Consider the following 18,800-nt stretch of genomic DNA (forward strand, 5'->3'; position numbering starts at 1 on the left):
ACCGAAACGGGCGCCAACCAGGACGGTCCCGCAGCCCTGTGGCCCTCGCGCCCCGGTCCCGCGGGCCGTCCGTGCCGGCTCCGCGCCTCGCGCGCGAGCCCATCGACAATGACGACACCACAAGACATCATCCGCCCCGATGTGCTCGCCATGACGAGCTATCCGGTCCCCGACGCCGCCGGCTTCGTGAAGCTCGACGCCATGGAGAACCCGTACTCGCTGCCCGCCGGGCTCGCGGCGCAACTGGGCGAGCATCTCGCGGGCGTGGCGCTCAACCGCTATCCCGCGCCGCGCCCCGAGGCGCTCATGGCGAAGCTCAAGACCGCGATGGGCGTGCCGCCCGAGTGTGACGTGCTGCTCGGCAACGGCTCGGACGAAATCATCAGCATGATCACGACGGCGTGCGCGAAGCCGGGCGCGAAGGTACTCGCGCCGGTGCCGGGTTTCGTGATGTATGCGATGGCGGCGAAATTCGCGCAGCTGGAGTTCGTCGGCGTGCCGCTCAAGGCCGATTTCGCGCTCGACACCGAGGCCATGCTGGCCGCCGTCGCCGCGCACAAGCCGGCCGTGATCTGGCTCGCGTATCCGAACAACCCGACCGGCACGCTGTTCGCCGACGCCGACATCGAACGCATCATCGAAGCCGCGGGCGCCGTGGGCGGCCTCGTCGTGATCGACGAGGCCTATCAGCCGTTCGCGCAGGCGAGCTGGATGCCGCGCGCGGGCGCGTTCGACAACGTGGTCGTGATGCGCACGATGTCCAAGCTCGGGCTCGCGGGCATCCGCCTGGGCTACCTCGCGGGCCGCACCGCCTGGCTCAACGAATTCGACAAGGTGCGCCCGCCGTATAACGTGAATGTGCTCACCCAGGCGGCCGCCGATTTCCTGCTCGATCACATCGACGTGCTCGACGCGCAGGCCGCCCAGTTGCGCGCTGATCGGGCGCTGCTGGCCGCCGCCGTGGCGAAATTGCCGGGCGCCGAAGTGTTCGAAAGCGCCGGCAACTTCCTGCTGGTGCGCGTGCCCGATGCCTCCGCCGTGTTCGATACGCTGTTGACGGCGCGGGTTTTGATCAAAAACGTGAGTAAAATGCACCCATTGCTGACGAATTGCGTGCGCCTGACCGTCGGGACCCCCGACGAAAACGCGCAATTGCTCGCCGCGCTGAAGCTCGTGCTCAAGTGAATCGTCCCTGCCGGTCCGAAGCGTGCAGCGCTTCGGACTTCGTTGTCTAAAACCCTCCTGTTACGGGCTGTTTGAAGGAAATTGCCATGCGCGTCGCGCAAGTCGTTCGCAACACCAGCGAAACGCAAATCCGCGTGAAACTCAATCTGGACGGCACCGGCGAGCAAAAGCTCGCGACCGGCGTGCCGTTTCTCGACCACATGCTCGACCAGATCGCGCGACACGGTCTGATCGATCTGGAAGTCGAGGCGCATGGCGATACCCATATCGACGACCACCATACGGTGGAAGATGTCGGCATCACGCTGGGCCAGGCGGTCGCGCAGGCGATCGGCGACAAGAAGGGCATCCGCCGCTACGGCCATGCCTACGTGCCGCTCGACGAGGCGCTCTCGCGCGTGGTGATCGACTTCTCGGGCCGTCCGGGCCTCGAGTTCCACGTGCCGTTCACGCGCGCGCGCATCGGCACGTTCGACGTCGACCTCTCGATCGAATTCTTCCGCGGCTTCGTCAATCACGCGGGCGTGACGCTCCATATCGACAATCTGCGCGGCCTGAACGCGCATCATCAGATGGAAACCGTGTTCAAGGCTTTCGGCCGCGCGCTGCGTCAGGCCGCCGAGCTGGACGAGCGTCAGGCGGGCAAGATTCCGTCGACGAAGGGCAGCCTGTAAGCGGCGCTTATCGAGATGAAAACTTCAATTGCGATTGTGGATTATGGGATGGGCAACCTGCGTTCGGTGGCCCAGGCGCTGAAGCAGGCCGCGCCCGAAGCCGACGTGCAGATCGTCGAGCGTCCGGAGGCGATCCGCGCAGCCGACCGCGTCGTGCTGCCGGGCCAGGGCGCGATGCCCGACTGCATGCGCAGCCTCGCCGAATCGGGCCTGCAGGACGCCGTGCTCGAAGCTTCGCGCACCAAGCCGCTGATGGGCGTGTGCGTGGGCGAGCAGATGCTGTTCGACTGGAGCGCCGAGGGCGACACGAAGGGCTTGGGCCTCCTGCCGGGCAAGGTCGTGCGCTTCGAGCTCGAAGGCCGGCTCCAGGACGACGGCTCGCGCTTCAAGGTGCCGCAGATGGGCTGGAACCGCGTGCGCCAGTCGCGCGCGCACGCGCTGTGGGACGGCGTGCCCGACGAAAGCTTCTTTTACTTCGTGCACAGCTACTACGTGGTGCCGGCCGACGCGGCCCACACGGTGGGCGAAACGCCTTACGGCGCGGCCTTTACCTCGGCGGTGGCGCGGGATAACATCTTCGCCACCCAATTCCACCCGGAAAAAAGCGCCGCGGCGGGTTTGCGCGTCTATCGCAACTTCGTCCACTGGAACCCGTAATTCACGCGCGGCGTTGCCGGCAGGGCTCACGCGCATGTGTGCCCCAGCCGATTTACATCAGCAAGGCCGCCGAAAGAGTTGTACTAAACTAGCGAAACGGCGTCGGATCGAGGGCATTTCCCGATCGTTGCCGGCTGATTTCAACCCCTTCCCAGACATCACCCGATTGCTATGCTGCTGATTCCGGCCATCGATCTCAAAGACGGTCACTGCGTACGCCTCAAACAAGGCGATATGGACCAGGCGACGATTTTCTCCGAGGAACCGGCGGCCATGGCCCGACATTGGGTCGAGCGCGGCGCGCGGCGTCTGCACCTCGTCGACCTGAACGGCGCGTTCGCAGGCAAGCCGAAGAACGAAGACGCGATTCGCGAGATCATCCGCGAAGTGGGCGACCAGATCCCCGTGCAGCTTGGCGGCGGCATCCGCGACCTCGACACCATCGAGCGCTATCTCGACGACGGCCTCTCGTACGTGATTATCGGCACGGCGGCGGTCAAGAACCCGGGCTTCCTCCAGGAAGCCTGCACGGCGTTCGGGGGCCATATCATCGTCGGACTCGACGCGAAGGACGGCAAGGTGGCCACCGACGGCTGGAGCAAGCTCACGGGCCACGAAGTCGTGGATCTCGCGCGCAAGTTCGAGGACTACGGCGCCGAGTCGATCATCTACACCGACATCGGCCGCGACGGCATGCTCCAGGGCATCAACATCGAAGCCACGGTGCGCCTCGCGCGCGCGGTGAAGATTCCGGTCATCGCGAGCGGCGGCCTCTCGAATCTCGCCGATATCGACGCGCTCTGCGAAGTCGAGGACGAAGGCATCGAAGGCGTGATCTGCGGCCGCGCGATCTACTCGGGCGACCTCGATTTCGCCCAGGCGCAAACGCACGCGGACAGCCTGCGCGAATCGGACGACGCGTAAGCGTCGGGCGGCGAGCCGCCGCTCCCGGCGGTTCGTTCGCCGGCTAATTTCGCGATAACCGCTATCGCGCGACAATGGGCGTAGCTTGCGGCCCCGGCACGCCCCGGAACATCGGCAATATCGGCAAGATCATGGCTCTACCCAAACGCATCATTCCCTGTCTCGACGTGACGGCCGGACGGGTCGTCAAGGGTGTCAACTTCGTCGAGCTGCGCGACGCGGGCGACCCCGTCGAAATCGCGCGCCGCTACGACGACCAGGGCGCCGACGAGCTCACCTTTCTCGACATCACGGCCACCTCGGACCAGCGCGACCTGATCCTGCCGATCATCGAAGCGGTGGCCTCGCAGGTCTTCATTCCGCTGACGGTGGGCGGCGGCGTGCGCGCCGTGCCCGACGTGCGGCGCCTGCTCAACGCGGGCGCCGACAAGGTCAGCATGAACTCGTCGGCGGTCGCCAATCCGCAGCTCGTGCGCGATTCCGCCGACAAATACGGCTCGCAGTGCATCGTCGTCGCGATCGACGCGAAGCGCACCTCGGCGCCGGGCGAAACCGCGCGCTGGGAAGTCTTCACGCACGGCGGGCGCAAGGCCACCGGCATCGACGCCATCGAATGGGCGCGCAAGATGGCCGAGCTCGGCGCGGGCGAGATCCTGCTCACGAGCATGGACCGCGACGGCACCAGGAGCGGCTTCGATCTCGATCTCACGCGCGCGGTGTCCGACGCGGTGTCGGTTCCCGTGATCGCCTCGGGCGGCGTGGGCGGCCTGCAGGATCTCGCGGACGGCATCGTCAAGGGCCACGCCGACGCCGTGCTGGCGGCGAGCATTTTCCACTACGGCGAGCACACCGTCGGCGAGGCCAAGCGCTTCATGGCCGACCAGGGCATTTCGGTGAGGATCTGAGGCCATGAGCAACGCTGAAACGAACGATCTTGCCAAGGCCGGCTGGCTCGACCAGGTCAACTGGGACGCCAACGGCCTCGTGCCCGTGATCGCCCAGGAATTCAACACCGGCGACGTGCTGATGTTCGCGTGGATGAACCGCGAAGCGCTTGCCAAGACCGTGGAGCTGCGCCGCGCCGTGTATTTTTCGCGCTCGCGTCAGCGCCTGTGGTTCAAGGGCGAGGAGTCGGGCCACGTGCAGCACGTGCATGACATCCGCCTCGACTGCGACGAAGACGTCGTGCTGCTCAAGGTCGAGCAGGTATCGGGCATCGCCTGCCACACGGGCCGTCACTCGTGCTTTTTCCAGCAATTCGAAGGCACCGTCGACGAAGGCCGCTGGGTCACCGTCGATCCCGTGCTGAAAGACCCCGAACACATCTACAAATGACGCAACTGAACACCAACGACACCCTGCTGCGCCTCGCGGCGGTGATCGACAGCCGCAAGGGCGGCGACCCGGACGCTTCCTACGTCGCGCGCCTGTTTCACAAGGGCGATGACGCCGTGCTCAAGAAGGTGGGCGAAGAGGCGACCGAAGTCGTGCTGGCCGCGAAGGACGTGCGTCAGGGCGGCGCGCCCAAGGCGCTGGTCGGCGAAATGGCCGATCTGTGGTTTCACTGCCTCGTGACGCTCTCGCACTTCGACCTGAGCCCCGCCGACGTGCTGGCGGAACTGGAGCGCCGCGAAGGGCTCTCGGGCCTCGAAGAGAAGGCACTGCGCAAGAGCCGCGAGCGCGAAGAGAACGGCGACTGAGCCTCAGGGAGGCGCCCCCCATGTCCACGCCCGACGGTTATCCGCCTCCTGCCTGCCGCACGCCGGAGCGCGATCCGCTCGACGCGGATCGTCTGCGCAGCCTGCGCACCCTCACGCACGTCCTTTACGGGCTCTACGCGTTCTACTGGCTCACGGGCGGCGTGACCGTGCTCATAGCGATCATCATCAATTACGTGAAGCGCGACGAAGCGGCGGGCACGCCCTACGAGCAGCATTTCACGTGGCAGATCCGCACGTTCTGGCTCGGGCTGGCCGGGCATCTGATCGGCATCGCGCTGTTTCTTCTGGTGATCGGCATTCCGATTTTGTGGGCTGTCGCAATCTGGACGTTGTACCGTATCATTAAAGGCTGGCTGTACCTGCACGACAACAAGCCGCTCGCCGATCCGCGCGCCTGGCTCTGACGCTGCGGCGCACCGGAACCGCGCGCGGAACCCGGTACGCTCTCTCCTCGTACGGCTGCCCAGGAGCACCATGAGTCACGACCGCAGCACCTGTCTCTTTTGCAAGATCGCCGACGGCCTGATTCCCAGCACGCGCGTCTACGAAGACGACGAGTTCGTCGCGTTCCGGGACATCCGGCCCGCGGCGCAAACTCATGTGCTGGTTATTCCGCGCCGACATATACCCACCCTCGCGGACTGCGGTGAAAACGAGGCCCCGCTGCTTGGTAGAATGTTTGTATTGGTTGCGCGGCTGGCGAGGGAGCTGGGCGTGTCGTACACGGGCGGCGAGACCGGCTACCGCACCGTGGTGAACACGGGGCCCGGCGGCGGCCAGGAGGTCTATCACCTGCATGCGCATTTGCTGGCCGGACCGCGTCCGTGGCAGCGCATGGGGTAGTGGGGTGAGCCAGGCCGGGCGCTTGCACGGCAAGACGGCGGAACACGAAGGGGCGGCTGAAAAAAGGGCGCATTGCCACGCAGCCGCCATACCTTACAGGTAGCATACCGGGCACACAGTCCGGCAACCCGGCTGGCACCACAAGCATGGCGCCGCGCCGGACCAGCCGATGCGGTCGACATGGTCGATACGACCGGCGGGCAGGGGCGTCATGACGCGCGGTCGCGCGCCAATGTTTATTCGCCGCGCATGAGGCGCGGCAACGGGGTTAAGGAGAGTTTTGATCATGGGTTCGTTGAGCATCTGGCACTGGCTGATCGTGTTGTTGATCGTGGCGCTTGTCTTCGGCACGAAGAAGCTGCGCAATATCGGCAGCGATCTGGGCGGTGCGGTGAAGGGCTTCAAGGAAGGCATGCGCGAAGGCGAAGAGTCCGCCGGCGCCGATACGCAAAAGCGCGAACTGCCGAAGAACGGCGGCACGGTCGATGTCGACGCCAAGGACAAGACCCCGCGTTCGAACGACTACCGCTAAGCGCGGCAGTCGTCATTTCCCGCCCCAAGGCTGACGGAAAGCTCCATTCATGCTCGATCTGGGTCTAACCAAGATGGCGCTGATCGGCGTCGTCGCGCTGGTCGTTCTCGGACCGGAGCGGCTGCCGCGCGTCGCGCGCACGGCCGGCGCCCTGTTCGGCCGCGCGCAGCGCTATATCAACGACGTCAAGGCGGAAGTCACGCGCGAGATCGAACTGGACGAGTTGCGCCGCATGAAGGGCGAATTCGAACAGGCCGCGCATAACGTCGAGAAGACCGTGCACGACAACCTGCGCAAGCAGGAAACCGAGCTGAACGAGGCCTGGAACGTGGGTATGGGCGGGGCGCCCAGCATCGCGGGCGGCGTCGCAGGTGCCGATGGAGCGCCGGGCGCTGTGCCGGACGCGTCCGGCATTGCCGACGGTTCGGGCGTCACGTCATGGCGCACGGGCAACGCGGGCGCGGCAGGCGTCAAACGCAAGAACTGGCGCGTGAAGCAAACGGCAACGCCCACATGGTACAAGCGTGCAACGCTGCGGCGCACGCGCGTGCAATCTGGCGCCGCGCGCGTCGCGCAGCATACGCCGGCCAGCCTGCGCCGGCCTACGCGCTTCTTCTGATGCCCCCATACCGCAGTCGAGTGTGAACTTGTCCATCTCCAACCCCCGAGGGCCGGTGTGAGCGACCCCCAACAAACACAGGACGAGGGCACTGAAGAGACCTTCATCTCGCACCTCGTCGAGCTGCGCGACCGCATCATTCGCGCGGGCATTTCCGTGATCGTCGTGTTCGTCGGGCTCGTGTACTGGGCGCCGGACATCTTCAGGCTGCTCGCGCGCCCGTTGATGCAGAACCTGCCGCGCGACGGCAAGATGATCGTCACCGACGTGACCGGCTCGTTCTTCGTGCCGATGAAAGTGACGATGCTCGTCGCCTTCGTGATCGCGCTGCCATTCGTGCTCTACCAGATCTGGGCGTTCGTGGCGCCGGGCCTCTATCAGCACGAAAAGAAGCTCGTCGCGCCGCTGGTGGGGAGCAGCTACACGCTGTTCCTGTGCGGCATGGCGTTCGCGTACTTCGTCGTGTTTCCGACCATCTTCCGCGTGATGGCGCATTACAACGCGCCGCTCGGCGCGGAGATGACGACCGATATCGACAATTACCTGAGCTTCGTGCTCACGATGTTCCTGGCGTTCGGCGTGACCTTCGAGGTGCCGATCATCGTCGTGCTGCTCGTGCGCATGGGCGTGCTCACGGTGAAGAAGCTCAAGGAGATTCGTCCTTATGTGATCGTTGGCGCGTTCATTGTTGCCGCCGTCGTCACGCCGCCGGACGTGTTCTCGCAGCTCATTCTCGCGCTGCCGCTGATCGTGCTGTACGAGGCGGGGATTATTGCGGCGCGATTGTTCGTCGGGAGCGGCGAGAAGAAAGCCAGCGACGAGAGCGAGGCAACTAGCTGAAGCCACGCTCCTAAACCAAAGACCGAAAGAAAAGGCCGCGAACGGTGACGTTCGCGGCCTTTTGCGCTTCTGGGGACTGTGTATTCGTGAAGGCTCAGCCTCCGTCGTCGTCGCCTTCGTCGTCCTGGTTCGCGGGCTGCTTCGGCGGCGGCGGGCGCTTGCCGATCATCACGTCGAGGTCCATGTCCTTGTTCTTGCGCACGAGGTGGACCTTGGCGCTGGTGCCCGGCTTGATCTGCGCGATGACGTTCAGGAGACGCGTGGTGTCGGTGATCTCCTCGCCGTTCACCGCGGTCAGGACGTCACCGGGCTTGATGCCGGCCTTGTCGGCGGGACCGCCCTGAAGCACGCCGGCGACGATCGCGCCTTGCTTCTGGTTCAGCCCGAACGATTCGGCGATCTCGGGCGTCACGTCCTGCGGCTCCACGCCGATCCAGCCGCGCGTGACCGAGCCCGTCGTGATGATGCTCTCCAGCACGCTACGCGCCGTGGAGACGGGAATGGCGAAGCCGATGCCGAGCGAGCCGCCCGAGCGCGAATAGATGGCCGTGTTGATGCCGAGCAGGTTGCCGTTCACGTCCACGAGCGCGCCGCCTGAGTTGCCCGGGTTGATGGGCGCATCGGTCTGGATGAAGTTCTCGAACGTGTTGATGCCGAGATGATTGCGCCCGAGCGCGCTGATGATCCCCATCGTGACGGTCTGGCCCACGCCGAACGGGTTGCCGATCGCGAGCACGACGTCGCCCACGCGCGCCTGGTCCATGCGTCCGAGCGTGATGGTGGGCAGGTTCGGCAGGTTGATCTTGAGCACGGCGAGATCGGTCTCCGGGTCGATGCCGATCACCTTCGCGTTGGTGGTGCGGCCGTCGGAGAGCGCGATTTCGATCTGATCCGCGCCGTCGATCACGTGCTGGTTCGTTAGAATGTAACCATCCGGGCTGACAATCACGCCCGAGCCCAGGTTCGCGGCAGGCTGCTCCTGCTGCTTGCGGTTGTTGTTGGGATTGCCGAAGAAGTAGCGAAATAGCGGGTCGTTCTGGCGCGGATCGGGCGGCAGCGACCCGTCCTTGCTCGAGAACACGTTGACGACCGCGGGCATGGCCTTCTGGGCGGCGTCCGCATAGGACCCCTGGGCGGGACCGCCGCCGATGCCCGGCGCCACCTCGCGCAGCGCAACGATCGGCTCCGCGAGTTGCTTGCCGAGTTGCCCCTGATGCTGGAGCCATTGCGGCTTGAGCGTCGCGATGATGAACATCAACGCCAGCAGGACCGTCACCGCCTGGGCGAAGAACAGCCAAAAGCGTCTAAGCATCTGAAGATTAGAGGATTATATGGATCGGATCGAATTGGAATTGTATCTGAACAATCTTCTGGAATCCGCGCGGTTCAAGGACTACTGTCCGAATGGCCTGCAAGTCGAGGGCCGGCGGCGCGTGGAGAAAATCGCGACCGGCGTGACGGCCTCGCTCGCGTTCCTCGAGGCGGCGCTGGAATGGGGCGCCGACGCCGTACTGGTTCACCACGGTTATTTCTGGCGCAACGAGCCGCCCCAGATCACGGGGCGCAAGTACCACCGCATGAAAGCGCTGATGGCGAACGACCTCAATCTCTTTGCCTACCATCTGCCGCTCGACAGCCATCCCGAGTTCGGCAATAACGCGCAGTTGGGCGCCAAGCTCGGCTGGATCGGCGAAAAACGCTTCGGCGACCAGGATCTCGGCTGGATGACCACGCTGCCGATGCCCATCACGCTCGCGCACTTCACGGCGCAAGTTGAGCAGACGCTGGGCCGCACGCCGCTCGTGCTCGGCGACCCCGACTGGGAGCTGCGCCACGTGGCCTGGTGCACGGGTGCGGCGCAAGGCCTCTTCGACGCGGCGATCGAGGCGGGCGCCGACGTCTTCCTGACCGGCGAGATTTCCGAGCCGACCACGCATACCTCAGCCGAAAGCGGCGTGGCGTTCCTTGCCGCGGGCCACCACGCGACCGAGCGCTTTGGCGTGCAGGCGGTGGGCGCGCATCTCGCGGAGGCGTTCGACATCGAGCATCTTTTCATTGATATCCACAATCCGGTTTGAGCGAGCCTCATCGCTCATCCAGCAGGCGGCCGGCTTGAGCAAGCGGCCGCCTTTTTCGCTTTGCCCGAACGATGCGCGACGACGCGCATCGGCTCAACTTGTTCAACGGGTATTTAAAAAACGAAAAGAAAATGACCCCGTTTTCTGGGGGAAAACCCCGAGTTATCAAGGACTTCGCGCGCTTTTGGGCAAACGCCCCTTGTAAATGCCAACTCCATTCGCGCAAACTAGCGTTCGGCAGCACCGCGGGTAAGCTGGCGTGACGGAAAAATCCAACTCAGAAGTGGGGCGATGTGATGCGAGACAATGAGAACGACCGCGTCGATGGCAGCCGCCGTACCTGGCTGATTGCGACGTCCGTAGCAGGTGGCATAGGAGGCGTAGCCACTGTCGTACCGTTCGTAGCTTCGTTTGCACCATCCGAAAAAGCCCGCGCCGCCGGCGCGCCGGTCGCAGTCGACATCACCGGGCTCGCACCCGGCTCGATGATGACCGTGGCCTGGCGCGGCAAGCCCGTGTGGATCCTGAACCGCACCGAGCGCATGCTGGCCGACTGCAAGAAGGCCGACCCCGAGCTGGCGGACCCGAACTCCGAGCATCCGTTCTCCATGCCGATGCCGGATTACTGCAAGAACGAATACCGCTCGCGCGCCGAGCACCAGAACATCCTCGTGGCGGTGGCCGTCTGCACCCATCTGGGCTGCACGCCCACGCCGCGCTTCCAGGAGGGTCCGCAGCCCAACCTGCCCGACGACTGGCCCGGCGGATTCCTGTGCCCGTGCCACGGCTCCACCTACGATCTCGCCGGCCGCGTGTTCAAGAACAAGCCCGCGCCGCAGAACCTCGACATCCCCCGCTACATGTTCACGTCCCCGACGCAGATCGTGATCGGCAAGGACGAAAAAGGAGAAGCGTGATGGCCACGGGACACGACAAAGAGGTCACGACGACGGGTCTGGCCGGCTGGATCGACAAGCGCTTTCCGATGACGTCGACCTGGAAAGCGCACGTCTCCGAATACTACGCGCCGAAGAATTTCAACTTCTGGTACTTCTTCGGCTCGCTCGCGCTGCTGGTGCTGGTGAACCAGATCGTCACCGGCATCTTCCTCACCATGAACTACAAGCCCGACTCGACGCTCGCGTTCGCGTCGGTCGAGTACATCATGCGCGAGGTGCCGTGGGGCTGGCTGATCCGCTACATGCACTCCACGGGCGCCTCGATGTTCTTCGTGGTCGTCTATCTGCACATGTTCCGCGGGCTTCTGTACGGTTCATACCGCAAGCCGCGCGAACTCGTCTGGATCTTCGGCTGCGCGATCTTCCTGTGCCTGATGGCCGAAGCGTTCTTCGGCTATCTGCTGCCGTGGGGCCAGATGTCGTTCTGGGGCGCGCAGGTGATCGTGAACCTGTTCTCGGCGATTCCCTTCATCGGCCCGGATCTTTCGCTGTGGATTCGCGGCGACTACGTGGTCTCGGACGTCACGCTCAACCGCTTCTTCGCGTTCCACGTGATCGCGATCCCGCTCGTGCTGATCGGGCTCGTGATCGCGCACGTCGTGGCGCTCCATGAAGTGGGCTCGAACAACCCCGATGGCATCGAGATCAAGGAGAAAAAGGATGCGGACGGCATTCCGCTCGACGGCATCCCGTTTCATCCGTACTACTCCGTGCACGACTTCATGGGCGTGTGCATCTTCCTGATGATCTTCGCGGCGATCATCTTCTTCGCGCCGGAAATGGGCGGCTACTTCCTCGAAGCGAACAACTTCATCCCGGCCAACCCGCTGCAGACGCCGCCCGAGATCGCGCCGGTCTGGTACTTCACCGCGTTCTACGCGATGCTGCGCGCCACCACGGACCCGTTCAAGATCGTCCTGATGATCGTGATCGCGCTGCTCGGCCTGCTCGCGCTCGTGCGCGCGCGCGGCAAGTGGAAGGCAGGGCTCCCGGTGCTGGCGATACTCGTGATCCTCGCCATGTTCTTCACCGAGTCGAAGTTCTGGGGCGTCGTGGTGATGGGCACGGCGGTGATCTCGCTCTTCTTTCTGCCGTGGCTCGACCGCGCGCCGGTGAAGTCGATCCGCTACCGGCCGCTGTTCCACAAAGTGTTTCTTGGGATCTTCGTGCTCGCGTTCCTGACGCTCGGCTTCCTCGGCACCCGCCCACCGTCACCGGCGGCGACGCTGATCGCCCAGATCTGCGCGCTCGTCTATTTCGCATTCTTCCTCGGCATGCCGTTCTGGACGCGGCTTGGCACCTTCAAGCAGCCGCCCGAACGCGTGCGGTTCAAGCCCCATTAATCAGCGAGCGAGGAAGACATGATGATGAAATCTCTCTTTTCGACGCTCGCACGGGCAACCGGTACGGGTGTCGCCGGCCTGGCGCTGGCATGCGCACTGGGATTGGGGGCGGGATCGGCGGCGGCGCAGGAAAACATTCCGCTCGACCGCGCACCCGATAACGGGGAAAATCTTGCTTCGCTGCAACATGGCGCGCAGTTGTTTGTAAACTACTGCCTGAATTGCCATAGCGCGAACCTGATGCGGTACAGCCGGCTGGAAGCTATTGGCATCCCGCAGAAGCAGATCGAAGATAATCTCCTGTTCACGACCGACAAAGTCGGCAACACGATGTCCATCGCGATGCGCCCGGACGACGCCAAGGCGTGGTTCGGCGTGGCGCCGCCGGACCTCTCCGTGGAAGCGCGCGCGAAAGGGCGCGACTGGCTGTACACGTATCTGCGCAGCTTCTACCGCGACGACACGCGTCCGACCGGCTGGAACAACATGGTGTTCGAGAACGTGAGCATGCCCAACGTGCTCTGGCAATTGCAGGGCGTGCGCACGGCGAAGTTCGAGGACACGGTGGACGAGGAAACGGGGGAGAAGGTCCACCGTTTTGTGGGGTACCAACAGGTCACACCGGGACAGCTTTCACCGGTGGATTATGATTCTGACGTGGCCGACCTGGTTGCCTACCTTGGCTGGATGGCCGAGCCGGAGCAGAAAACCCGCAAGCAGCTTGGCGTCTGGGTGCTCCTGTTCCTTGGCGTGCTGAGCTTTTTCGCGTGGCGACTGAACGCTGCGTACTGGAAAGATATCAAATAATCACGTCCTGACCGACGTGGGGCCGGTGAGACGAGACTCCGCCTGACAGTCCAGCGACCGTCAGACGGTGTTTTTGCCCGCCGGCCTTTTGGGTTTATTGAGGAAATGTAAATCATGATGGTTCTGTACTCCGGCACTACCTGCCCGTTCTCCCAGCGCTGCCGGCTGGTGTTGTTCGAAAAGGGCATGGACTTCGAAATCCGCGACGTCGACCTGTTCAACAAACCGGAAGACATCGCCGTGATGAATCCGTACGGTCAGGTGCCGATTCTGGTCGAGCGCGACCTGATTCTGTACGAGTCGAACATCATCAACGAGTACATCGACGAGCGCTTCCCGCACCCGCAGCTGATGCCGGCCGATCCGGTCCAGCGCGCCCGCGCGCGCCTGTTCCTGCTCAACTTCGAGAAGGAACTGTTCGTGCACGTGAGCACGCTCGAAAACGAGAAGGGCAAGGCGGCCGAGAAGAACCACGAGAAGGCGCGCCTCGCGATTCGCGACCGCCTCACGCAGCTCGCGCCGATCTTCCTGAAGAACAAGTACATGCTCGGCGAAGAGTTCTCGATGCTCGACGTCGCGATCGCGCCGCTGCTGTGGCGTCTGGATCATTACGGGATCGAGCTGTCGAAGAACGCCGCGCCGCTCATGAAGTACGCCGAGCGTATCTTCAGCCGTCCGGCCTATATCGAAGCGCTGACGCCTTCGGAAAAGGTGATGCGCCGCTAAGCCGGTGTTGTAACAGGAGGCGGCCGGCGCTGGCTGAATGGCCGGTTCAATTACTGGCAGTTGGGCGTGCCGCCTCGTCAGAGGATTGTTGATGCAAGAGATTTCCACCAAGCCGTACCTGCTGCGCGCGCTGTACGAGTGGTGCACCGACAACGGCTTCACGCCGCATATCGCGGTGCGGGTCGACAACCGGACGCGCGTGCCGCGCCAGTTCGTGCGCGACGGCGAGATCGTGCTGAACATCAGCTTCGAGGCCACGAGCCAGTTGCAGATGGGCAACGAGATGATCGAGTTCCACGCCCGTTTCTCCGGCAAGTCGCACAAGATCGAGGTGCCCATCTCGAACGTGCTCGCGATCTACGCGCGCGAGAACGGCCAGGGCATGGCGTTTCCCGTCGACGCCCCGCCGGGCGATGCCGACGACGTGCTGCCCTCGGCGCAGGAAGGGCATGACGAAGAGGCGGCGCCCGTTGATGCGGGTGCGGCGCATGAGGCATCGGCGCCGGAGCCGGCAGTCGCTGCTCCCGAGAAGGACAAGGGCGACGACGGCGCCGCGAAGGGCGGAAAGGGCCACCTCAAGATCGTGAAATGAAGTAGAATAGCGGGCTACGCCGGCTTAGCTCATCTGGTAGAGCAGTTGATTTGTAATCATCAGGTGGCGGGTTCGAGTCCTGCAGCCGGCACCAATAAAATCAAGGGGTTACAGAAAATTTTCTTGTGACCACTTTTCACTATTGGCTTCATGTAACCGCTGTGTAACCAGATTGGCTCAATTTGGTTTGGCGGGGGCCGAGATGAAAGTGCGTGACTTCGATGCATCGTCTGATAGGGACTCTAAGTGCTCTGTTGGTTCGATAGCGAAAAGTCATAGATAGTCCTTGAAGAGTTGTTACGCTAACCATATCTTTACAGTGCTTCTTGGAAACTTCGTTATAAAGGGGGAACAATGATGAATGTTCGTATGTTTTCTGCCAGCGAAGAAGACCTCGGCGTCTAATCTCGACCACTGAACTTTTAACTGGAGCGCCCATTAGGGCGCTTTTTTTATGTCGCCATTGGTTTGCTGGTTGCTGAAGAACCCCACGTTTCCAGTTGTGCTGGCGTCTGCCATCGTGGCACTCATCGGGTTTTACACCACACGTCATTTGACGCGGTCCAAGCACTCTATTGACTTTGAATCGTCATACCACCAGTCAGAGAAACTCAGCGGCGCGATGAAGGCCATGCTGTTGTGGATGGAGCAGAATCCAGGTTGGGCTGCGACCGAAGCCTTGGCGGATACAGCCGAGCATGAGATGGTCGGCCATATTCGGGAGATGCTGAATACTTGGGAGCGGGCGTCAATTGCAGTGAGGCGAAAGGTTTACGACGAGAACTTGCTATACAACGCCTACGGGACATCGGTTATCTGGATGTGGAAGTCGATGGTTCCCTATATGCGAAAGCGTCAGGCGAAAAATCCTCGCCTCTATATGAACTTCGATTGGCTGGCTATCCGCTGGATGATTCGGCGAAACGGAGATGGTGATGCACGAAACTTGCGTCGCCTCAAGATTGCATTGAGGCATCTCAACAAACTCCACTGAGCATGAAACCGGCTGCCTTCGCCAGTCATTGAAATCGGACTACTCAAGCACCCTGCATGACTCTTCTCTAACGTCGGAGAGGTCGCCGATGCTATCGACGCAACGCGCTCGCTATCCGCTACCATCCGCGTAAAAGACGAACGACACAAGGGGGTGACGCCATGTCACTTGAGCGCCCTGGTGGACCTGAGGCGCGGCAACTCAGCGGACTGTCCGACACAAACGATGACAGCGCGTCAGCGAGATGGCTGGAGGCCGTTCCTCAATCGAAGCGGCGCGAGGCGTTCATGTGGCGCGCCGGCGCTGGACTTCTGCTCTCCATCGTCATCTGGACAATGCAATGCGTGGGCAGCACCAACGTCAGCGTTGGTGCTCTGGCCGCAGGAACCGCACCGATGCTCGTCGGTTGCCTGTTCGGCTGGCTCGCGTATCAGAAAGACAGCGTCCGTCATTACGCCACGAGGAAACTCGAATACAGCCGACGCCGACGGCTGGCCATTCTCGCCGTCTGGTGGCTGGTTGGCGCGGCAGTGGTAGCGGTCATCTGGCAGACCCAACCACAAGGGGAACCGTTCGCCGCGTATTGGTGGCAGGCGTGGCCAGCTACCCCGTTGTTCGTTATCGGCTTCTGCCTCTATCTCGTGCGCTATTCGACGGTGCCTTCACCCGCAGCCAGCGAAGCAATGAAGCGGGACGACGCCGCGAAACGAAGCGTTCAGGCGGCGCGCAGTGCAGCGACAGACAAGCAGCTGGAATCGCCCTTCGTCCGCTATCCCGCCGCGGCGCTCGCGCTCTACGGTGCGTATTACCTTGTCACACAGGCCAATGTCCAGCACGGTGGATGGTTCGCCGCAGCGGCAGTCGTCATCGCCGCAGCTCTAGCCCGCGAATTGACCGGAGCGCTGATCCTCGCCGCAATCGTTGGAGGCATCGTGTGGGCGGTCGCCGGTATGCTCGCGGGGATTCCCACCGGCGCCGCAATCATCATCGGCGCGCTCATCATCGCCAACTCCAAAAAGTGAGCCCGGCGAGCCCACTCCTTTAGCAAAGCCGGGCGCTCATCCTCCAATGTGCATGTAAGGAAGTTGGTTCTGCGGCGGCGCGAACTTCACGGAAGGATTGCCGAAGCCAAAATGCGGCACCGGGTCACCGCCCATCGTGCCCTGCTGATTTCCCCTCTTCGCGAGCAGGGCGGCGCCGGCACCCAGCGCCCAGGGCGCCCAGTCGAACCCGCCCATCGTTGCGCCCCCAATCGGGGCAGCGCCATTCACTGCACCCGAGAGACCGCCACCGAGTGGGCCGCTTTGCGTTCCTGTCATCCCACCGCCGGGCTGCAGGCCGCTGAACATGCCCGTAGGCGAAAAGCCGAACGCGCCGCCGAGATTGCCCGCCATCCCCGAGTTGAGCCCCGAGCCGTTCGGCGTAACGCCTCCCGTCATGCCCGAATATCCGTAGGCCGCAGGGCCGTTGAAGAATCCGTTGAGCCCGCCAACGCCCGGACCACTGTTTGGGTCGCTTCCAAAGCCAAAGACTGCCATTTCATCTACTCCTGTGAATGTCGTTGCCGACGAAGTTAAGTCACTGACATTAAGCGGTAGGCAACTCACGACGGTAACCCCGCAGCTCCCGAAACGCCTCGGTTACGGCTCGCCGCTCGGCTTCCCATTGCGCCGAGCGCATTCCATGCTTCAAGGCGTTGCGCGAGGCCGCGCGCTTACCCTCTTCGGTCCTCGGCCCCGTCGACGTTGCCCACGGTTGCCATTGCTGAATCAACTGCGCCTGACGCGCCCGCCGTTCCGGCGTCCAGCCATTCGCCATTGCTCGCCTCCAAAAGTTCGTTCGTTGAATCCGGCGTTTTCTCGCGCGCAACCGGCGCAGGGCAGTTATTGACCTGCTGCGGCCCATTCGCGACATTGGCCTGCCGGATGAACGCGATTGAGCGCGGCGCCTTGAGTTCACCCAGCGTCTGCAACGTGGCCCGGCACTGGCCCTGAGCCTTCAGGGCCATGCGCATGTAGGTCTCGGTTGCCGTGAGGTATTCGCCCATGTTGAGCGCGGCACGCCGGGCGAACTCGTTGAACATGGCGTCCAGCGAATGCGCCTGACTCATGAGCATCGCCTCTGCACGGTCAAGGTTGCCGTCGTTCGCGAACGTCGATTGACGTTTCAGCTCGTCTGCAAGCGCATTGATGTCAGCGCCTTTTGCAAGCGGCATGAAGTAGCTGGCGGTTGCAGCGGCACCGACTTCGGGTCTGGTAATTTCCCGCGCGATACTTGTGTCGTCCGTCTCTCCAGGCAACTGCGGGACATTCATGACCCTGTTGCCATTGCCCGATTCCGGTGCTTTTGACTGGCGTTTCGTTTTCTCGGTCATGGCAGCCTCAAAATGCAATGTCGTCATCGGCGAACGCAGGCTCATGCGCCCCCTGTCGGCCACCGTTCGCGGGACGGCTGCCGCTACGCTCTGCGCTATTACCTTCGCCCTGCACCGCGGCGCGCTTGCGCTTCACGTGGTACGCGGTTAGCACTGCGTGCGCTACCAGGTCGAGAGCGGGCTTTGCATCGCCTGAGCGATCCACCCATGCCTTCGGCGTCAGCGTGCCCGCCAGCGCCACGGAATCGCCGTCAGCGAGTGCGAGCAACGCCTCGCCGGCCGTCGTGCTGAACGCAATCACGTTCACGAACAGCGCTTCGCCATCGCCTGCCGCCGCGCGTACCTTGGCGGTCACGAACGTCTTGCCGTTCTGACTCGTCCGGCTCGTCGCCGTGCCGTACAGCTTTCCGCTCACAAGTCCGTCAATCATGTTTCACCTCGCAATCGGCAGCGACCGCCGCCCAGGCTTCAATCGAACCCTCACAGGTCCACTCGTACCCGCTCCACATGCAACCGTGCTGCACCGCCAGCGGCCACACGGCGCGCCATTCGTCGCGGTCACGGCGATAGAACAGCACCGGCAGCTTGCTTTCCGCCGTTGCCTGGCGAGCCGCCTGTGCATACCACTCGCGAATGTCGCCGCGCGTTGCCGTTGCGTACCGCTTCACCTCGGCGCACCACCCCGGCACACCATCGAGGTCAGCGTCGCCGTCGTGCTGGCGGACACGGCGCTTTACGTCCCAGCCGGTCAGCTCGCGTACCAGAGCAGCAATCTCGCGCTCGCCCACGTTGCCCTTCGTTCTCGATTTCAGTCCCATGCAAGCCCTCTCGGTATGCTTCGGTCGGTGTCCCGTTTTGTCCCGTTTCCTCCCGTTTCGGGAGCTTCTGGGTCCCGTTTTCTCCCGCTCCGTATATATAGATACGGGCGGGAA

The 18,800-nt window shown here is 63.3% G+C and carries 25 protein-coding genes and 1 tRNA gene; 21 read left to right on the forward strand and 5 right to left on the reverse strand.

Going from position 1 to position 18,800, the window contains the following annotated elements; translation table 11 throughout:
• Positions 1-108 precede the first annotated feature (108 nt).
• The 12 genes from hisC to tatC all read left to right on the forward strand — a co-directional run bounded on the left by hisC (position 109) and on the right by tatC (position 7,995).
• Positions 109-1,185, forward strand: a complete 1,077-nt coding sequence (gene hisC / locus U5775_RS16525; protein WP_322059238.1) for a histidinol-phosphate transaminase — start codon at positions 109-111, stop codon at positions 1,183-1,185.
• Positions 1,186-1,271: 86 nt separating this feature from the next.
• The gene (gene hisB / locus U5775_RS16530) at positions 1,272-1,859 is read left to right on the forward strand and encodes an imidazoleglycerol-phosphate dehydratase HisB (protein ID WP_028218451.1); all 588 of its coding nucleotides are present in this window, start codon (positions 1,272-1,274) and stop codon (positions 1,857-1,859) included.
• A gap of 15 nt (positions 1,860-1,874) precedes the next feature.
• A complete protein-coding gene (hisH, locus tag U5775_RS16535; protein ID WP_322059165.1) occupies positions 1,875-2,516 on the forward strand; it encodes an imidazole glycerol phosphate synthase subunit HisH in 642 nt (213 codons plus the stop codon).
• Between the two features lie 171 nt (positions 2,517-2,687).
• Positions 2,688-3,440 (forward strand): 1-(5-phosphoribosyl)-5-[(5-phosphoribosylamino)methylideneamino]imidazole-4-carboxamide isomerase, encoded by a 753-nt coding sequence (gene hisA, locus U5775_RS16540; RefSeq protein WP_322059166.1) that lies wholly within the window; start codon positions 2,688-2,690, stop codon positions 3,438-3,440.
• A 131-nt stretch (positions 3,441-3,571) separates the two neighbouring features.
• Positions 3,572-4,345 (forward strand): imidazole glycerol phosphate synthase subunit HisF, encoded by a 774-nt coding sequence (gene hisF, locus U5775_RS16545; RefSeq protein ID WP_322059167.1) that lies wholly within the window; start codon positions 3,572-3,574, stop codon positions 4,343-4,345.
• 4 nt (positions 4,346-4,349) lie between these two features.
• Entirely contained in the window at positions 4,350-4,775 is a 426-nt protein-coding gene (hisI, locus tag U5775_RS16550; protein WP_322059168.1) for a phosphoribosyl-AMP cyclohydrolase, read from the forward strand.
• Positions 4,772-5,140, forward strand: coding sequence for a phosphoribosyl-ATP diphosphatase (locus U5775_RS16555; RefSeq protein WP_110388464.1), 369 nt, complete (start codon positions 4,772-4,774; stop codon positions 5,138-5,140). The genes hisI and U5775_RS16555 overlap by 4 nt, the downstream gene beginning before the upstream one ends.
• Before the next feature lie 20 nt (positions 5,141-5,160).
• The gene (locus U5775_RS16560) at positions 5,161-5,565 is read left to right on the forward strand and encodes a hypothetical protein (protein ID WP_322059169.1); all 405 of its coding nucleotides are present in this window, start codon (positions 5,161-5,163) and stop codon (positions 5,563-5,565) included.
• Positions 5,566-5,635: 70 nt separating this feature from the next.
• Entirely contained in the window at positions 5,636-6,004 is a 369-nt protein-coding gene (locus U5775_RS16565) for a histidine triad nucleotide-binding protein (protein ID WP_322059170.1), read from the forward strand.
• Between the two features lie 286 nt (positions 6,005-6,290).
• A complete protein-coding gene (gene tatA / locus U5775_RS16570) occupies positions 6,291-6,536 on the forward strand; it encodes a Sec-independent protein translocase subunit TatA (protein WP_322059171.1) in 246 nt (81 codons plus the stop codon).
• Positions 6,537-6,585: 49 nt separating this feature from the next.
• Positions 6,586-7,155 (forward strand): Sec-independent protein translocase protein TatB, encoded by a 570-nt coding sequence (gene tatB / locus U5775_RS16575; protein WP_322059172.1) that lies wholly within the window; start codon positions 6,586-6,588, stop codon positions 7,153-7,155.
• Positions 7,156-7,212: 57 nt separating this feature from the next.
• Positions 7,213-7,995, forward strand: coding sequence for a twin-arginine translocase subunit TatC (gene tatC / locus U5775_RS16580; protein WP_322059173.1), 783 nt, complete (start codon positions 7,213-7,215; stop codon positions 7,993-7,995).
• Between the two features lie 94 nt (positions 7,996-8,089).
• Here the strand turns inward: tatC and U5775_RS16585 are convergent, their stop codons facing one another.
• Positions 8,090-9,307 (reverse strand): Do family serine endopeptidase, encoded by a 1,218-nt coding sequence (locus U5775_RS16585; protein WP_322059174.1) that lies wholly within the window; start codon positions 9,305-9,307, stop codon positions 8,090-8,092.
• Between the two features lie 19 nt (positions 9,308-9,326).
• Here U5775_RS16585 and U5775_RS16590 point away from each other — a divergent pair, with 19 nt between their 5' ends.
• The 9 genes from U5775_RS16590 to U5775_RS16630 all read left to right on the forward strand — a co-directional run bounded on the left by U5775_RS16590 (position 9,327) and on the right by U5775_RS16630 (position 16,516).
• The gene (locus U5775_RS16590; protein ID WP_322059175.1) at positions 9,327-10,073 is read left to right on the forward strand and encodes a Nif3-like dinuclear metal center hexameric protein; all 747 of its coding nucleotides are present in this window, start codon (positions 9,327-9,329) and stop codon (positions 10,071-10,073) included.
• A 296-nt stretch (positions 10,074-10,369) separates the two neighbouring features.
• Complete coding sequence (gene petA, locus U5775_RS16595) at positions 10,370-10,990, forward strand: ubiquinol-cytochrome c reductase iron-sulfur subunit (RefSeq protein ID WP_322059239.1); 621 nt, start codon at positions 10,370-10,372, stop codon at positions 10,988-10,990.
• On the forward strand, positions 10,990-12,375 hold the full coding sequence (locus tag U5775_RS16600; RefSeq protein ID WP_322059176.1) for a cytochrome bc complex cytochrome b subunit: 1,386 nt from the start codon (positions 10,990-10,992) through the stop codon (positions 12,373-12,375). Before petA ends, U5775_RS16600 begins: the two co-directional genes overlap by 1 nt.
• Before the next feature lie 24 nt (positions 12,376-12,399).
• Positions 12,400-13,182 (forward strand): cytochrome c1, encoded by a 783-nt coding sequence (locus U5775_RS16605; protein WP_322059240.1) that lies wholly within the window; start codon positions 12,400-12,402, stop codon positions 13,180-13,182.
• 114 nt (positions 13,183-13,296) lie between these two features.
• Positions 13,297-13,908 (forward strand): glutathione S-transferase N-terminal domain-containing protein, encoded by a 612-nt coding sequence (locus U5775_RS16610; protein WP_027797364.1) that lies wholly within the window; start codon positions 13,297-13,299, stop codon positions 13,906-13,908.
• Positions 13,909-13,999: 91 nt separating this feature from the next.
• Positions 14,000-14,500 (forward strand): ClpXP protease specificity-enhancing factor, encoded by a 501-nt coding sequence (locus U5775_RS16615; protein WP_322059177.1) that lies wholly within the window; start codon positions 14,000-14,002, stop codon positions 14,498-14,500.
• Positions 14,501-14,518: 18 nt separating this feature from the next.
• A tRNA-Thr gene (locus tag U5775_RS16620) sits at positions 14,519-14,594 on the forward strand.
• Between the two features lie 360 nt (positions 14,595-14,954).
• On the forward strand, positions 14,955-15,494 hold the full coding sequence (locus U5775_RS16625) for a DUF4760 domain-containing protein (protein ID WP_322059178.1): 540 nt from the start codon (positions 14,955-14,957) through the stop codon (positions 15,492-15,494).
• A 161-nt stretch (positions 15,495-15,655) separates the two neighbouring features.
• Positions 15,656-16,516, forward strand: a complete 861-nt coding sequence (locus U5775_RS16630) for a hypothetical protein (protein WP_322059179.1) — start codon at positions 15,656-15,658, stop codon at positions 16,514-16,516.
• 36 nt (positions 16,517-16,552) lie between these two features.
• Here U5775_RS16630 and U5775_RS16635 read toward each other — a convergent pair whose 3' ends face one another.
• The 4 genes from U5775_RS16635 to U5775_RS16650 form a co-directional block, all read right to left on the reverse strand.
• A complete protein-coding gene (locus U5775_RS16635; protein WP_322059180.1) occupies positions 16,553-17,032 on the reverse strand; it encodes a hypothetical protein in 480 nt (159 codons plus the stop codon).
• 176 nt (positions 17,033-17,208) lie between these two features.
• Positions 17,209-17,913 carry a hypothetical protein gene (locus U5775_RS16640; RefSeq protein ID WP_322059181.1) on the reverse strand — a complete coding sequence of 235 codons (705 nt, stop codon included), beginning with the start codon at positions 17,911-17,913 and terminating at the stop codon, positions 17,209-17,211.
• A complete protein-coding gene (locus U5775_RS16645; protein ID WP_322059182.1) occupies positions 17,876-18,298 on the reverse strand; it encodes a single-stranded DNA-binding protein in 423 nt (140 codons plus the stop codon). The genes U5775_RS16640 and U5775_RS16645 overlap by 38 nt, the downstream gene beginning before the upstream one ends.
• Positions 18,291-18,686 (reverse strand): hypothetical protein, encoded by a 396-nt coding sequence (locus U5775_RS16650; RefSeq protein ID WP_322059183.1) that lies wholly within the window; start codon positions 18,684-18,686, stop codon positions 18,291-18,293. The genes U5775_RS16645 and U5775_RS16650 overlap by 8 nt, the downstream gene beginning before the upstream one ends.
• Positions 18,687-18,800 lie beyond the last annotated feature (114 nt).

This window comes from Paraburkholderia sp. J63, assembly GCF_905220245.1.
Lineage (GTDB): Bacteria > Pseudomonadota > Gammaproteobacteria > Burkholderiales > Burkholderiaceae > Paraburkholderia.

What these genes read in the sequence shown, in the direction of transcription:
- hisC (WP_322059238.1), top strand. Translation starts at nt 109, where the DNA reads ATGACGACACCACAAGACATCATCCGCCCCGATGTGCTCGCCATGACG.
- hisB (WP_028218451.1), top strand. Translation starts at nt 1,272, where the DNA reads ATGCGCGTCGCGCAAGTCGTTCGCAACACCAGCGAAACGCAAATCCGC.
- hisH (WP_322059165.1), top strand. Translation starts at nt 1,875, where the DNA reads ATGAAAACTTCAATTGCGATTGTGGATTATGGGATGGGCAACCTGCGT.
- hisA (WP_322059166.1), top strand. Translation starts at nt 2,688, where the DNA reads ATGCTGCTGATTCCGGCCATCGATCTCAAAGACGGTCACTGCGTACGC.
- hisF (WP_322059167.1), top strand. Translation starts at nt 3,572, where the DNA reads ATGGCTCTACCCAAACGCATCATTCCCTGTCTCGACGTGACGGCCGGA.
- hisI (WP_322059168.1), top strand. Translation starts at nt 4,350, where the DNA reads ATGAGCAACGCTGAAACGAACGATCTTGCCAAGGCCGGCTGGCTCGAC.
- U5775_RS16555 (WP_110388464.1), top strand. Translation starts at nt 4,772, where the DNA reads ATGACGCAACTGAACACCAACGACACCCTGCTGCGCCTCGCGGCGGTG.
- U5775_RS16560 (WP_322059169.1), top strand. Translation starts at nt 5,161, where the DNA reads ATGTCCACGCCCGACGGTTATCCGCCTCCTGCCTGCCGCACGCCGGAG.
- U5775_RS16565 (WP_322059170.1), top strand. Translation starts at nt 5,636, where the DNA reads ATGAGTCACGACCGCAGCACCTGTCTCTTTTGCAAGATCGCCGACGGC.
- tatA (WP_322059171.1), top strand. Translation starts at nt 6,291, where the DNA reads ATGGGTTCGTTGAGCATCTGGCACTGGCTGATCGTGTTGTTGATCGTG.
- tatB (WP_322059172.1), top strand. Translation starts at nt 6,586, where the DNA reads ATGCTCGATCTGGGTCTAACCAAGATGGCGCTGATCGGCGTCGTCGCG.
- U5775_RS16585 (WP_322059174.1), bottom strand. Translation starts at nt 9,307, where the DNA reads ATGCTTAGACGCTTTTGGCTGTTCTTCGCCCAGGCGGTGACGGTCCTG.
- U5775_RS16590 (WP_322059175.1), top strand. Translation starts at nt 9,327, where the DNA reads ATGGATCGGATCGAATTGGAATTGTATCTGAACAATCTTCTGGAATCC.
- petA (WP_322059239.1), top strand. Translation starts at nt 10,370, where the DNA reads ATGCGAGACAATGAGAACGACCGCGTCGATGGCAGCCGCCGTACCTGG.
- U5775_RS16600 (WP_322059176.1), top strand. Translation starts at nt 10,990, where the DNA reads ATGGCCACGGGACACGACAAAGAGGTCACGACGACGGGTCTGGCCGGC.
- U5775_RS16605 (WP_322059240.1), top strand. Translation starts at nt 12,400, where the DNA reads ATGAAATCTCTCTTTTCGACGCTCGCACGGGCAACCGGTACGGGTGTC.
- U5775_RS16610 (WP_027797364.1), top strand. Translation starts at nt 13,297, where the DNA reads ATGATGGTTCTGTACTCCGGCACTACCTGCCCGTTCTCCCAGCGCTGC.
- U5775_RS16615 (WP_322059177.1), top strand. Translation starts at nt 14,000, where the DNA reads ATGCAAGAGATTTCCACCAAGCCGTACCTGCTGCGCGCGCTGTACGAG.
- U5775_RS16625 (WP_322059178.1), top strand. Translation starts at nt 14,955, where the DNA reads ATGTCGCCATTGGTTTGCTGGTTGCTGAAGAACCCCACGTTTCCAGTT.
- U5775_RS16630 (WP_322059179.1), top strand. Translation starts at nt 15,656, where the DNA reads ATGTCACTTGAGCGCCCTGGTGGACCTGAGGCGCGGCAACTCAGCGGA.
- U5775_RS16635 (WP_322059180.1), bottom strand. Translation starts at nt 17,032, where the DNA reads ATGGCAGTCTTTGGCTTTGGAAGCGACCCAAACAGTGGTCCGGGCGTT.
- U5775_RS16640 (WP_322059181.1), bottom strand. Translation starts at nt 17,913, where the DNA reads ATGAGCCTGCGTTCGCCGATGACGACATTGCATTTTGAGGCTGCCATG.
- U5775_RS16645 (WP_322059182.1), bottom strand. Translation starts at nt 18,298, where the DNA reads ATGATTGACGGACTTGTGAGCGGAAAGCTGTACGGCACGGCGACGAGC.
- U5775_RS16650 (WP_322059183.1), bottom strand. Translation starts at nt 18,686, where the DNA reads ATGGGACTGAAATCGAGAACGAAGGGCAACGTGGGCGAGCGCGAGATT.